Origin of the sequence: Fervidobacterium pennivorans, assembly GCF_001644665.1 — a bacterium.
In the GTDB taxonomy this organism is placed as follows: Bacteria; Thermotogota; Thermotogae; order Thermotogales; family Fervidobacteriaceae; genus Fervidobacterium; species Fervidobacterium ngatamarikiense.
The window spans coordinates 1,782,545-1,795,791 of the sequence record NZ_CP011393.1 but is presented as its reverse complement, the minus strand read 5'-3'; the positions used below and the strand labels follow the sequence as shown (position 1 = coordinate 1,795,791).

The 13,247-nt window shown below is 39.3% G+C and carries 14 protein-coding genes; 10 read left to right on the top strand and 4 right to left on the bottom strand.

Translation table 11 applies throughout. The features are described from left to right. The 5 genes from JM64_RS08310 to JM64_RS08290 are packed head-to-tail and all read left to right on the top strand — an operon-like array spanning nt 1 to nt 3,757. Nucleotides 1-954 carry a 1-phosphofructokinase family hexose kinase gene (locus JM64_RS08310; protein ID WP_064012224.1) on the top strand — a complete coding sequence of 318 codons (954 nt, stop codon included), beginning with the start codon at nt 1-3 and terminating at the stop codon, nt 952-954. 1 nt (nt 955) lies between these two features. Next, the gene (locus JM64_RS08305; protein ID WP_064012223.1) at nt 956-1,426 is read left to right on the top strand and encodes a CBS domain-containing protein; all 471 of its coding nucleotides are present in this window, start codon (nt 956-958) and stop codon (nt 1,424-1,426) included. Between the two features lie 30 nt (nt 1,427-1,456). Beyond that, the gene (gene mtaB / locus JM64_RS08300) at nt 1,457-2,758 is read left to right on the top strand and encodes a tRNA (N(6)-L-threonylcarbamoyladenosine(37)-C(2))-methylthiotransferase MtaB (protein WP_197473470.1); all 1,302 of its coding nucleotides are present in this window, start codon (nt 1,457-1,459) and stop codon (nt 2,756-2,758) included. Beyond that, nucleotides 2,730-3,479 carry an aminotransferase class IV gene (locus tag JM64_RS08295; RefSeq protein ID WP_231882356.1) on the top strand — a complete coding sequence of 250 codons (750 nt, stop codon included), beginning with the start codon at nt 2,730-2,732 and terminating at the stop codon, nt 3,477-3,479. The genes mtaB and JM64_RS08295 overlap by 29 nt, the downstream gene beginning before the upstream one ends. Beyond that, a complete protein-coding gene (locus JM64_RS08290; protein WP_064012220.1) occupies nt 3,467-3,757 on the top strand; it encodes a DUF721 domain-containing protein in 291 nt (96 codons plus the stop codon). Before JM64_RS08295 ends, JM64_RS08290 begins: the two co-directional genes overlap by 13 nt. 22 nt (nt 3,758-3,779) lie before the next feature. Here the strand turns inward: JM64_RS08290 and JM64_RS10100 are convergent, their stop codons facing one another. Next, the gene (locus tag JM64_RS10100; RefSeq protein ID WP_064012219.1) at nt 3,780-4,730 is read right to left on the bottom strand and encodes a DDE-type integrase/transposase/recombinase; all 951 of its coding nucleotides are present in this window, start codon (nt 4,728-4,730) and stop codon (nt 3,780-3,782) included. 133 nt (nt 4,731-4,863) lie between these two features. On the opposite strand from JM64_RS10100, the gene gyrB reads away from it, so the two are divergent. The 4 genes from gyrB to JM64_RS08265 all read left to right on the top strand — a co-directional run bounded on the left by gyrB (nt 4,864) and on the right by JM64_RS08265 (nt 9,562). Continuing rightward, complete coding sequence (gyrB, locus tag JM64_RS08280; protein ID WP_269446868.1) at nt 4,864-6,780, top strand: DNA topoisomerase (ATP-hydrolyzing) subunit B; 1,917 nt, start codon at nt 4,864-4,866, stop codon at nt 6,778-6,780. Between the two features lie 146 nt (nt 6,781-6,926). Continuing rightward, nucleotides 6,927-7,883 (top strand): flagellar basal body P-ring formation chaperone FlgA, encoded by a 957-nt coding sequence (gene flgA / locus JM64_RS08275; RefSeq protein WP_231882351.1) that lies wholly within the window; start codon nt 6,927-6,929, stop codon nt 7,881-7,883. Between the two features lie 2 nt (nt 7,884-7,885). Then, on the top strand, nt 7,886-8,518 hold the full coding sequence (locus tag JM64_RS08270) for a flagellar basal body L-ring protein FlgH (RefSeq protein ID WP_014451606.1): 633 nt from the start codon (nt 7,886-7,888) through the stop codon (nt 8,516-8,518). Between the two features lie 48 nt (nt 8,519-8,566). Further along, nucleotides 8,567-9,562 (top strand): flagellar basal body P-ring protein FlgI, encoded by a 996-nt coding sequence (locus JM64_RS08265; protein WP_064012603.1) that lies wholly within the window; start codon nt 8,567-8,569, stop codon nt 9,560-9,562. A 13-nt stretch (nt 9,563-9,575) separates the two neighbouring features. On the opposite strand, the gene JM64_RS10095 is transcribed toward JM64_RS08265, so the two are convergent. After that, nucleotides 9,576-10,523, bottom strand: coding sequence for a DDE-type integrase/transposase/recombinase (locus tag JM64_RS10095; protein ID WP_064012218.1), 948 nt, complete (start codon nt 10,521-10,523; stop codon nt 9,576-9,578). A gap of 124 nt (nt 10,524-10,647) precedes the next feature. Here JM64_RS10095 and JM64_RS08255 point away from each other — a divergent pair, with 124 nt between their 5' ends. After that, complete coding sequence (locus JM64_RS08255) at nt 10,648-11,103, top strand: rod-binding protein (RefSeq protein ID WP_064012217.1); 456 nt, start codon at nt 10,648-10,650, stop codon at nt 11,101-11,103. On the opposite strand, the gene JM64_RS08250 is transcribed toward JM64_RS08255, so the two are convergent. Continuing rightward, nucleotides 11,059-12,174, bottom strand: coding sequence for a hypothetical protein (locus JM64_RS08250; RefSeq protein WP_064012216.1), 1,116 nt, complete (start codon nt 12,172-12,174; stop codon nt 11,059-11,061). The two genes, JM64_RS08255 and JM64_RS08250, sit on opposite strands and share 45 nt — an antisense overlap. 22 nt (nt 12,175-12,196) lie before the next feature. After that, entirely contained in the window at nt 12,197-13,216 is a 1,020-nt protein-coding gene (tsaD, locus tag JM64_RS08245; RefSeq protein ID WP_064012215.1) for a tRNA (adenosine(37)-N6)-threonylcarbamoyltransferase complex transferase subunit TsaD, read from the bottom strand. Nucleotides 13,217-13,247 lie beyond the last annotated feature (31 nt).

Sequence of the window (13,247 nt, the reverse complement as noted above, 5' to 3'; positions counted from 1 at the left end):
ATGGAGGTTTTGGCGGTATGTCTCAACCCAGCTTTAGACCGTGAATTTGTAATTGACAATTTTAAAATCGACAAACTGAATATTGTTCCGAATGAAAAAAATACGATGAGCCCCGGTGGAAAAGGAGTTAATGTTGCTGTTATCCTGTCTCATTACGGTGTTAGTTCTATCGCGACAGGTTTTCTCGGTGGTTACGTAGGGAATGTACTTCTTTCAGAACTCAGAAAAAAAAGCACACTTATAACCACAAGCTTTTTGAGAATAAACGATGAAACTCGAGAGAATATAGCTATCGCGGATACGATAAACCATACACTGACAGAGATAAACTCGGAAGGTCCAACTGTAAGTGAGGAAGACGTTAAAAAGTTTATAAAAAGATACGAAGTACTGGTGCAAAAGGTAAAGGTAGTTGTGATTTCAGGTAGCATTCCAAGAGGTGTTCCAAATAGTATCTACGGCGAGCTGACGAAGATAGCTAAGAAATACAATAAATTTGTTTTTTGGGAAGCGCGTGATGAGATCATAACCGATTCCATAAAAATTGCATTCCCAGATGTTCTGAAATATGACATGCGAAGGAGTGAAAAGGTACTTGGGAATATTTTGAGCACCGAGCAGGAATATATAAAGGCGGCGAAAGACTTTATTAAACAAGGAGCAAAACTGGTTATACTATCCTACAAAACGATACATGATTTTGTTGCGAATGAGGATGGTGTTTGGAAGTTCTCACCAAAGGTTCAGATAGACCACTCATATTTACTTGGTAGCGGAGACACGTTTGTTGCTGCGATGGTGTATGCGCATCTTCAAAATAAGTGTTGTCTTGATATGGCAAGGTATGGTTACGCGGCAGCTGTTGCAAAGACGAGTTATTTGGGTAAAGAACCGCCGTCAGTAGGGCAAATAGAAGAATTCTTAGCCCATATCACAACTGAGAGGGTGGAGTAACATGCAAAATCTCAAGGTCAAGGATTTCATGACCTACGATTTGACTTTCGTTTTCGAAAGTGACACCGTTGAAGAGGTTATAGAAATACTTAACAAAACGGGGCTATCAGGTGTTTGTGTTGTAGACACGGACTTGAAAGTTGTCGGATTTGTAAGCGAGGACGATATAATCAAGGCGTGTTTACCAAGCTACTTTAACTTGCTGCAGACAGCGGCATTCTTGCCAGACACGAATTTATTCATAACAAATTTGAAGAAGATAGCCAAGCATCCCATTGGTAAATACGCAACAAAGCCTGTATTCACAGTTAAACCTAATGATACTTTGCTTTACGTAGCAGACATGATAATGAGGAAAGGTTACAAGATGATTCCTGTTGTTGACGCGAACAACGTGCTGCTTGGTTATGTTACAAGGGTTTCAATTTTACAACGTGCTATTAATGCCGAAATACCTTATGAAGTTAGATAAAAGCAGTTAATTATGCAGGAGTGTGAAATGCTGATGAGAGTTTCCGTAATTACTCATGGTTGCAAGATTAATCAATACGAAAGTGAATTAATGATAGAAATGCTTGAAAATGCGGGTTATGTGGTACTTTATGGCGAAGACAGAGGAGCAGAGGTTTATATACTTAACAGTTGTGCTGTTACAAGCGAAGCAGAGAGAAAAGTTAGACAAACGGTAAGACATCTAAGAAAGCTTAATCCAGATGCTAAGATAATACTCACAGGTTGCTATGTTCAGGTCCCAAGAACGGTTGAAGAATACAAAAATTTGGGTGTTGACCTAGTACTAGGGAACCTTGAGAAAAAACGTATACTGAGCTTCATAAACGAAGTAGGGGGTTATTTCAACTCGCGTTACTGGGAAGAGGATGATATATCGTTCGAAATCGTTGAAAACTCCGTAACTGAGCGCTCCCGAGCCTTCGTAAAAGTAGAAGATGGTTGTAACAATGGATGTACATACTGCGTTATACGTTCGCTGAGAGGAACAAAGATTAGGAGCAAACCGATGGAAGTTGTCGTTAAGGAGATAGAAAAGCTTGTTAGCAAAAGACACAGGGAAATAGTGATAACAGGTTTAAACTTAGGAAAATACGGTGCAGATTTAGGTTTAAATCTTGCACAATTACTCAGAACGATTGCAAAGCTTGAAGGAGATTTCAGAATCAGGTTGAGCTCGATAAATCCTGAGGATTTGACAGACGAGTTGATAGAAGTCATTGCTCAAGAAGAGAGAATTTGTAATCATTTGCATATCCCTGCTCAAAGCGGAAGCACAAGTGTATTGCGAAGGATGGGTAGAAACTATACGGCGGATTATTTCATCTCTCGAGTTGTCAAACTCAGAGAATTTGATCCATTCTTCTCTATCACAACCGATATAATGGTTGGTTTTCCTGGAGAAACAGAAGAAGAATTCAAAGAAACTTTAGATTTTATTAAAACCGTAGAGTTCAGCAAAGTACATACCTTTAGATATTCACAAAGGCCAAATACACCTGCTGCACGTTTCGAAAACCAAATACCGGGAAATATCAAGAAAGAACGTGCAGAGATTCTTATAAAGCATGCAGATAATGTTGCATACGAGTATAGAAAGAAGCTCGTAGGTAAGACGACTGTCGTGTTGGTCGAAGGTGTCCAGAATGGAATTGCTTACGGATATGATGAATACTACTTACTTCACGAAAGTAGTTGTGGTGTTACTGGAGAATTTTCAAAAGTAAAAATATGTTCCGTTACGAATGAAGGTGTGGTGTCGAAAGTTGTTCAAAAGCACGCATCAAATGAATGAAATTCTCGAAGGATTAACACGGGGAATAGCTGTTTACGAAACTCTAAGGACTTACAACGGGAAACCGTTTGCGATTAATGAACACTACCGTAGACTCTGTAAGTCATTGGGATACTTAAGGATAGAACCACCTACTTATAAGGATTTTGAAAAGTTAATATATGACAATCTTTCGGAACGAATAAGAGTGGTATACATATACGATGGTAGATTAATCAGTTATGTCTTGCAGGAATCTACCGAGAATTTTGAGGTTGATTACGTTAAGGTCGATTTTACAACTGTTCGACGAGCGGATGCAAGTAGCATTCCTCCAGATTTGAAATCCATTGGAAGACCAGATATATACCTTGCAAGACTTACAAAAGGTGATAATTACGATGTGCTCTTACTTGGTAGTAAAGGTCAACTTTGTGAAGGAACATTCAGTAACGTCTTTTTGGTGAAGAACAACAAAATTGTAACGCCGTCATTAGATTCTGGTATTTTAGACGGAATTACACGTATGTACGTATTAAAATTTTTGAAAGAGAACGGATATAGCGTTGAGGAAAGGTACGTTGAACCATGCGAAATTTTCTACGCTGACGAAGTTTTCTTAACACACACAAGCAGAGGTATTGTCCCTGTTCATCAGGTTGGTACGTTAAAAACTCTTAGTACAAGCCTTTCTGAGAATCTTGCCAAACAATTTGAGGAGTATATAAAATGCTTACTCTGAAAAAAGCATTTGAAGATTTAGCAAAGAGCAACGAATTTTTCAGGAAGTTGCTTATTATGGCTTTGTTGGATGATGAAACCACGCAGATACTTGGCAGTGCAGTTTCAAAGCACTGCACTTTCAAAAACTTTGATTCAGGGATAGTAACGATTGCGTGTGACGATATAATGTGGGTAAACGAACTGAGGAAGATGAAACGTCAGGTCAAAAAAAGGATAGAACAGCACTTAGGTTTGACGGTCTCAGATGTAAAGATTGAAATAGAACGCAGGGGTTAAAAAGATTTTTTTAAGGATAGTGTTAACTTGTAGTGATGAAAGAGTGTAATTGTGAAAGAATGCGATTGATATTGCCATTGTGCGTTTTCCAAAGATTCTTCACTACACAAAATCCTTGAATATATTTCGCTAAGTTCTTCGTATTCTTCAGCCCTCGCTTGAGTCGGAAAAAGTCTTTCAACAATGAAAACTTAGATTCACATTGATTGTTTTTACCGAGCGGTACCACTACGTGATTGATATTTCTGAACAACAGCTTTACTGCACTTTCATATGCACCAAGTCCATCAGTAATAAGTTCAATGTTTTTAGGTTTTGAATTACCAAAGAACTTCTCGAGCAATACTTTGACTTGTCCCATATCACGATACTTTGAGACATGCCAACAAAGAATTAAGTTAGTTTCGTGATCAACTAATAGCCAAACATAGTACTTTTGTTCTTTGAACACAAGAACAGTTTCATCAGCATGAACTGAGAAAACATTTTCGATGGTAAATGTTGGGAAAAGTACAGAGAATAAAGTACACAATTTAATAACCCATTTGTATATGGTGACATGAGATACTTTGATATTAAGAGAATGAGCAAGAGAGCGATAAGACATATTGTGTTTCATATACAAAACAAAAGCCTTTAAGACGAAAAAGATAGGGAAGCGGAAATATTTAAATTTCTCAGGAATAAGGGTGACTGGTTCGGGGAGGTTAAAAGGTACTCTATCTTTGGTACGACAAGCTCTACAACGGAAGACAACGAAAGAGCGACGGACTTTGTAAATTTGCATAGATTTACCACAAGAAGTGCATTTGGGATAAGGGAAAGAGAAGTTTTTGCGTTTGTGAGAATGGGAGAGTTTGAAAAAATGATGGCAGAGTTTGCAAAGGAATTGTTGGTTACCGTATTTGTCATGACCGTTTTTGTATAAGCTGGTGGAACCGCATTTTGGACAAGAGAGCGTTGAGTTGTTCATATCGGGATACCTCCTTTGTCGAGAGTTGGTTGGGGGGTGTCCCCTCTTTATAAGGATAATGCGGTTTTTGGAAAGTTTCAATACTTTTAGTTAACATTATCTTTTTAAGCCGGAGGTGGCAAGTGTGAATAACATGGTAAACAAAGAAGAAATGACAAATCAATACACAGCACAAAACATAAAGGTTTTAAAAGGTCTTGAGCCCGTTCGCGAGAGACCCGGCATGTACATCGGGTCCACAGGAAAGACGGGTTTACACCATCTTGTGTATGAAATTGTTGATAACAGTATAGACGAAGCCATCCAGGGTTACTGTGACAAGGTAAGAGTTACAATAAAGGCTGATGGTTCTGTTGAAGTTGAAGACAACGGACGAGGAATACCTGTTGATATACATCCTGAAACAGGAACCAGTGCACTGGAAGTTGTGATGACTACACTCCATGCTGGTGGTAAATTCTCAAAAGAGAGCTACAAAGTAAGTGGAGGTTTACATGGCGTTGGTGCTTCTGTTGTGAACGCACTTTCAGAATGGATGGAAGTTGAGGTTCACAGAGATGGTAAAATCTACCGCCAACGCTACGCGCGAGGTCAAAAAGTAACGGAAGTAGAAGTTATTGGTGAAACTACGAAACGAGGAACAATAGTTCGATTCAAACCGGACAAAACCATATTCACGACCGTTGAATTTGATTCAGACACAATACTCACACGACTTAGGGATTTGGCATTCTTAAATCCAAATGTCACTATTGAATTTATTGATGAGAGAAACAATATTCAGAGAACCCTCCATTACTCCGGAGGATTGAAAGAATTTGTATCCTATTTAAATAGAGGTGAAAAAACTCTTCATGAAGTGGTTTTTATAGAAGGTAGTGTCCAGGATGTCCAGGTCCAAGTAGCTTTCCAGTATACTGATGGTGACACCGAGGAAATTATCTCATTCGTAAACAACATAAAGACTGTCGACGGTGGAACACATGTGACAGGCTTTAAAACGGCATTTACAAGGGTTGTAAACGAGCTTGGAAAGAAGAAAAATATGATAAAAGGTGAACCGTTTAGAGGCGAGGACCTGCGTGAAGGGATGACGGTGGTAATATCTGTTCTGATGATGGGAACACCGCAATTCGAAGGACAGACGAAATCGAAACTCGGTAACGAAGAGGTCCAAGAAGCCGTTGCAAAAGTTGTTAGAGACAAGTTAACAGATTACTTCGAAGTCAACGAGTCTGTGTTGAAGGTTATAATCCAAAAGGCACAGCAAACGCGTGAGGCAAGAGAGGCAGCAAAACGTGCAAGAGAAGCTGTAAAAAGGAAAAGTAGTCTTGGTGCATCGACATTACCAGGAAAGCTTGCAGACTGCATAACCAAAAACTTGGAAGAATCAGAACTTTTCATTGTTGAGGGTGACTCAGCAGGTGGAAGTGCTAAGCAGGCAAGGGATAGAAATTTCCAAGCAATCTTGCCATTGAGAGGAAAGATACTTAACGTTGAAAAAAGCAACGAACTAAAACTTCTTAAAAACGAACAGATTAGAGATATCATTACAGCTATTGGAACCGGAACTGGAGATAACTTCGACGAGTCGAAGTTGAGATATGGAAAGATAATAATAATGACCGATGCCGACGTTGATGGTGCACATATAAGAACACTGCTTTTGGCGCTCTTTTACAGGTACATGAGACCATTACTTGAGAACGGAAGAATATACGTTGCAATGCCACCACTTTACAAACTAACCGTCAGTGGAGAGAAGCCTGTTTACCTGTATTCCGATGAGGAGCTGAAAGCCAAACTTGCGAGCATAAACGGAAAACGGTATGAAATTCAAAGATACAAAGGTCTTGGGGAAATGAATCCAGAACAACTGTGGGAGACAACGATGAATCCAGAAACGAGAAAGATAATGAGAATAAGCATAGAAGATGCAGAAGAAGCGGACAATCTATTTGAAATCCTTATGGGTAAAGATGCAGAAGAACGTAGAGGATACATAATGAGACATGCAAGACAGCTGAGTTTAGTCGATTTGGATGTGTAATATGTTGCTCTGTGAAACCAAAAGAAGCGCACACATTGTGCGCTTTTTTATTTAATTGTTTAAGGATACTCGAAGTTTATTATGGAATAGTAAGTTGAGTTTAAGTACGGAACGAGAAAAACTGAAGTAAACGAGGTGACAAAGCAGTGACTTGTAAAAAGTTATTAGTAGCGATAATATTTTTCTTTTTATTCATTGTATCCACAAGTTATTCCTATTTTGTCTCATTCAAATCTTCCGTTACAACTTCCGGTGGACCAGTTACTATGCTCGAGCTTGTTGAAGCTTCGCAGACAGATGTTCCAAAAGAGGTGCTTGAAAAGATAATCGTTGCGTATGTGCCTGCTAATAGTTCGCTTTCTTTAAATAAGCGTTACCTTGTCAATTTAGTCAAAAAGCGCGTTGGTAACGTCGAGGCTCAAATAGATGATATCCCAATTGTAATTGAAGCTAAGCCACAAGAGAGCGCAAGTCAAAGTGCTTTCGGAGAGGTTTTAACTGTTGAAAATATGAGTTTAATAGTTTTAAATGAGCTTTCAAAACGATACCCTGAAGGGACGCAGTTCAGGTTGAAAAATCAAGTTGGACAAATCATCGACCATGATAATTATTCCATCTTTGTTCAAGTATCGAATAAGAGTTCTCCATACGTCAGAGTTACACTGAAGAAAGGAAGTAGAACGGTTGGATATGTTTCACTCATGTATGAAGCGATTCTTTTAAGGAAAGTTGCAGTTGCGAGTAGAAAGATAGAGAGGGGAGAGGTTATAGGGGCTACAGATGTGGTTTACAACGAAGTGAACGTACTGGCATTGAATAAAGTTCCTATTTTTGAAGAAGATTTGCCTTTGCTTGCAGATAAGGTCTTTACGAAAGGTGAAATACTCGATATGCGATACACAAAAGACGTTCCCATCGTTATAAAAGGTCAGGTGGTAAAAGCTTACAGCATCGTAGGAGGCGTCACAGTCTCTGTTCTCGCCCAAGCGTTGGAACACGGTTATGCTGGCAATGTGATATCTGTGAAGAATTTAGACAATGGAAGTATCATAAAAGGAACTGTTCAACAAGATGGAACTGTAATGGTGTTGGAGGTGAAGTAGAGATGAAGAAAGGGTTCTGGATATGCATTTCAAATAGGATTTTAGTAATATCACTTTTTGCGATATTTTTCTTAGCATCCAGTCTATACGCAACTTCTCTTTACACATCTTCGACCAACCCCCAGTTTAAAAATCTTATAGGAACATACAAACCTTCCAGGGTTGGAGATTACGTTACGATAATGGTCTACGAATCGCCGAGGATTTCAACGTCATCGCAAGTCAATTCTTTGACAAATGCCTTTCTAAACGCGATAAACACTGGAACAAAACTCGTAGGGCTTGATTTAAGCAAGTATCTACCAGCAAGTGGTTCAACTACGGATAAGCGCGACAACAAAAGCCAGGCAAATGCCGTTTTGGAGTTAACTGCTGTTGTAAAGCAAGTGGATGAACAGGGAAAGTTATTCCTCGAAGGACGCAAACAGATTAAAGTTGGGAATGACCTCAGGGAGATTATTATAACTGGTTGGGTCCATCCTGATGCAATAAAGCCTGGTAATATTGTTAATTCAACAGACCTTATTAATGCACAAATTTGGGAAAATGGCAAAATCGTTTTTCAAGATGACCCACAACAGAGCTCGTGGCTAGGATTACTCCTTTCTGCAATTGCAAACTTGTTTAGATTTTAGATTCAGTGTATCTGAGACTTGGTGGAGGCATAGGGTATGATGCGTATGGTGAGAAAGGCGATAGTTGTTATGCTTTTCTTAGTTTTAATTTCAACAATTTCGTTCTCAGCAACTGTTAGAATAAAGGATTTTGCTAAATTTCGTGGTGCCAGGGATAACCAGTTGTTTGGTATAGGGCTTGTTGTCGGTTTGAATGGGACGGGTGATAGTGGAACACTCAGTTCTTCGCTTTTGGCAAATATGATGAAGAACTTCGGAATAGCGGTCAATCCCAATGACCTGAAGAGTAGAAACGCGGCGCTTGTTATGGTTATTGCCGATATACCACCGTTTTACAAGCCTGGGATGAGGCTGGATGTTGTTGTAGCGAGTATAAACGATGCGAAGAGTTTGCGTAACGGTGTTCTTTTACAAACCCCACTTTACGGTGCCGATGGTAATATCTATGCGGTTGCGCAAGGACCAATATCTGTTGGTGGAGAGGATGCAAAAGGCTCTGCGAGCTTGCAAAAACGGTTCACAGTCGTTGGCTACATCCCAAACGGTGCACTTGTTGAAAGGGAAATACCCATGAATATAGTCGATGGAAATACCATAACGATATTGTTAGATAAACCGGACTTCACAACGGCTGCACGAACAGCCACAGCTATAAATACTACATTCAAAACAAACATTGCGAAAGCTATCGATGGGGCAAGTGTAAGGGTAACTGTTCCAAACGCTTTTGCCGACGACGTTATAGCTTTTCTAGCGTTACTTGAGGAGATTGAAGTTCCTGTAGATACTCCAGCACAGGTAGTAATAAACGAACGAACTGGAACTGTGGTGTTCGGTGGAGATGTGAAAATTGCTGATTTTGTGCTTTCGTATGGTAATTTTGTTATTGTTATATCTAACGGGCAGATTGGTGATAAGCAAGCTACGATTGGTAATCTCATAACGGCCTTAAAATCAGTTGGCGCAACACCCCAGGATATCATAGCGATTATCCAAGAGTTGCACAAAGCTGGCGTGATTTACGCGCAACTGAGAATTATGTAATTTATTGATAGTGTTAACTTGTAGTGATGAAAGAGTGTAATTGTGAAAGAATGCGATTGATATTGCCATTGTGCGTTTTCCAAAGATTCTTCACTACACAAAATCCTTGAATATATTTCGCTAAGTTCTTCGTATTCTTCAGCCCTCGCTTGAGTCGGAAAAAGTCTTTCAGTAATGAAAACTTAGATTCACACATGTTTTTACCGAGCGGTACCACTACGTGATTGATATTTCTGAACAACAGCTTTACTGCACTTTCATATGCACCAAGTCCATCAGTAATAAGTTCAATGTTTCTAGGTTTTGAATTACCAAAGAACTTCTCGAGCAATACTTTGACTTGTCCCATATCACGGTACTTTGAGACATGCCAACAAAGAATTAAGTTAGTTTCGTGATCAACTAATAGCCAAACATAGTACTTTTGTTCTTTGAACACAAGAACAGTTTCATCAGCATGAACTGAGAAAACATTTTCGATGGTAAATGTTGGGAAAAGTACAGAGAATAAAGTACACAATTTAATAACCCATTTATATATGGTGACATGAGATACTTTGATATTAAGAGAATGAGCAAGAGAGCGATAAGACATATTGTGTTTCATATACAAAACGAAAGCTTTTAAGATGAAGTAGATAGGAAAACGGAAATATTTAAATTTCTCAGGAATAAGGGTGACTGGTTCGGGGAGGTTAAAAGGTACTCTATCTTTGGTACGACAAGTTCTACAACGGAAGACGACGAAAGAGCGACGGACTTTGTAAATTTCCATAGATTTACCACAAGAAGGGCATTTGGGATAAGGGAAAGAGAAGTTTTTGCGTTTGTGAGAATGGGAGAGTTTGAAAGAATGATGGCAGAGTTTGCAAAGGAATTGTTGGTTACCGTATTTGTCATGACCGTTTTTGTATAAGCTGGTGGAACCGCATTTTGGACAAGAGAGCGTTGAGTTGTTCATATCGGGATACCTCCTTTGTCGAGAGTTGGTTGGGGGGTGTCCCCTCTTTATAAGGATAATGCGGTTTTTGGAAAGTTTCAATACTTTTAGTTAACATTATCAATTTATTCAAGAGGGGTTGAACATGGGTATAGAACTCAATAAGGTCAACAACAATGTGAATAGAATTATCAATTTGGGTAAACAAAAGCCTGAAAGTGGAAATAGTTTGAATACGAAAAAGAACCTCAGTATAGATACAAATTCGGAAGAATATCAAAAACAGCTCAGAAAAGTTTCTGAGGAGTTCGCAGCGTGGTATATATACGAAGTTTTCAAGAAGATGTACAATACAGTCCCAAAGAGTGGACTTATACAGGAGAGTTTTGGTGAAAGATGGTTTAGAGAGATGCTTTTGCAACAGTATGCGCTAAAGGCGGCAAGGACAGATTTAAAGGAACTGAGCGATATGATTTACAAAAGTCTTGGAGGGAAGGTAATCACGCAAGAAACTAAATCTGAAAACAACGTGGAGAAAAGGTTAGAAGCATTGCAATTATTGAATTCTCTGATTTCTAACAACCAGGAATCTGGAGAGTGATGGTGGAGCCAAAAGAACATATTCATCTACATTATCGATGAGCACATGTTGGCTACCTATTCGATTCAATACACTTCTGAGCATGAATGCTTTGGTTTGAAAAGAGAATCGTACTTCTTCACTTTCTCTTTGGATTGGTATCGAACCTTTGTATGCAATTGGACCGTGTTGAGAGACAACAACAATTTCCCCGTGTCTTGAGTATATTTCCACATCCGAAAACCTTCCTGCAATCAACGACCTTCTCAACAATCTTTGGAGTAAAGAAGACAATATTCTAATTTTTGGTTCAAATCTGCTACACAGGCTCCTAAGCACGTGAGGTGTTTCTTCGGGAATATCTGCACACATTGTGAACGTATCACCTGAGAAGATAACTACCTTATTCCTGATTGGGTTGAACGAAAACTGCACTTGGTTAGTCTCTTCGATTTCAAGAACTTTTATCAAATGCCTCGTGGATACGTATGGTATACGAATTGAAAAACTCACCACATCATTTTCAGAGACCATCTCAGAATTATCTGTATTCCTTTCAACGTCTAAGCGCGAGTAGGCAACAAGTCCGTAGTGCTGCGATATAACCTCGAGAGCGCTTCGAGAAAAATATAGGTCTACATAACTCCCTTCTTCGAGAAAAGATGATGCGAAATCTAACTCGGATAAAAGTTTTCTTTTCGAAAAAATAGCACCTTCTGGATGTTTTGGAACAAAGATTTTCTCTTCTCTATCTTTTTGAAACGGTGTAATCCTAAGTCTCATCATTTCATTCTGAGATTTTAAACTAAGCACACCATCTTGGAAATGCAAGATGATTTTTCCGCTGAGCTCTGATACAAAATGTTTTACAACATCAAGAGGAACTTCAAAAGGAGAGGTTATCTTGGAGTAGAATGGGACAACAGGAAAATATCCGCTGAGACAACCGTCCGATGCAATAACATACAACCTCTCATCTTCTGAGAGGAATACTAATTTTCTCATCGATGGTTCTAACGTGCCACAAACTTTGTCAGCTTTCTTGATTATGTCCTTCAATACTTCTGCCTCGACTTCAACGATATAATTCACACTTGTATCACCACTACTTAGGTTATGAACCGACGATAATTTCATTCATCTCAAATAAATTTGGAACAGGCTCAAGCATCAATCCATCGTCGATACCTTTTTTCAGTAGCTCCATCCCGGCCCTTGCTATCATGGCTGCGTTGTCCGAGCAAAATTCAAGAGGAGGTATATAAAACTCAATTTCAGAAGCGAATTCATTCAGTTTTTCCCTGAGTCTACTGTTTGCAGCAACACCACCCGCTAAGACTATTTTATCTACATTGTTGTCCTTTGCCGCTTTTGTTACTTTGTAAAGCAACACATCTATCATCGCTTCCTGGGCACTTGCGGCAAGGTCGTTGGTTGGTAGTTCGGAAATACCGCTTTTTTTGAGTTTTTCAATCTCATAGAGCACGGCAGTCTTAAGTCCAGAAAAGCTGAAATCGTAGTCCGCATCGTACATCTTTGGTCTTGGAAAGTGGAAAGCCTTAGGATTCCCTAATTTGGCGACTCTATCGATTTCGGGACCACCGGGATAACCCAAATTTAAAAGCCTTGCTATTTTATCAAAAGCTTCACCAACAGCATCATCAACACTTCTGCCTATGAGTCTTATGTTCCCTTCTCTTTCGACTTTCAGTATGAGTGTATGACCACCTGAAACCATCAGAACGATGTACGGAGGTTTCAGCTCAGAATATGCTAAATAATTTGCATAAACATGTCCAACTATGTGATTTACCCCAACAAGTTTTTTATTGTATCTCAATGCCAATCCCTTAGCGAAAGATACACCGACAAGTAAAGCACCTATGAGTCCAGGTCCTTTTGTGACGGCAATACCGTCTATTTGTGAAATATCCACCTGAGTTTCAGATAACAACTGATTAAAAAGAGCGGGGAGCTTTTTTAAATGCTCCCTCGCTGCTATTTCTGGCACAACTCCACCAAACTTTTTGTGCGTAAGTATTTGTGAATAAACAAGATTTGCTATAACTTTGTTGTCTTCAACCAAAGCAATTGATGTCTCGTCGCAGCTTGTCTCAATTCCGAGTACTATCATCTACAACACCTTCATCTTGTTTAAGCTTGAG

Bases quoted from the DNA above. Each gene is read 5' to 3' on its own strand.
- JM64_RS08255 (WP_064012217.1), top strand. From the start codon at position 10,648: ATGGGTATAGAACTCAATAAGGTCAACAACAATGTGAATAGAATTATC.
- JM64_RS08305 (WP_064012223.1), top strand. From the start codon at position 956: ATGCAAAATCTCAAGGTCAAGGATTTCATGACCTACGATTTGACTTTC.
- JM64_RS10100 (WP_064012219.1), bottom strand. From the start codon at position 4,730: ATGAACAACTCAACGCTCTCTTGTCCAAAATGCGGTTCCACCAGCTTA.
- gyrB (WP_269446868.1), top strand. From the start codon at position 4,864: ATGGTAAACAAAGAAGAAATGACAAATCAATACACAGCACAAAACATA.
- JM64_RS10095 (WP_064012218.1), bottom strand. From the start codon at position 10,523: ATGAACAACTCAACGCTCTCTTGTCCAAAATGCGGTTCCACCAGCTTA.
- tsaD (WP_064012215.1), bottom strand. From the start codon at position 13,216: ATGATAGTACTCGGAATTGAGACAAGCTGCGACGAGACATCAATTGCT.
- JM64_RS08270 (WP_014451606.1), top strand. From the start codon at position 7,886: ATGAAGAAAGGGTTCTGGATATGCATTTCAAATAGGATTTTAGTAATA.
- JM64_RS08290 (WP_064012220.1), top strand. From the start codon at position 3,467: ATGCTTACTCTGAAAAAAGCATTTGAAGATTTAGCAAAGAGCAACGAA.
- JM64_RS08310 (WP_064012224.1), top strand. From the start codon at position 1: ATGGAGGTTTTGGCGGTATGTCTCAACCCAGCTTTAGACCGTGAATTT.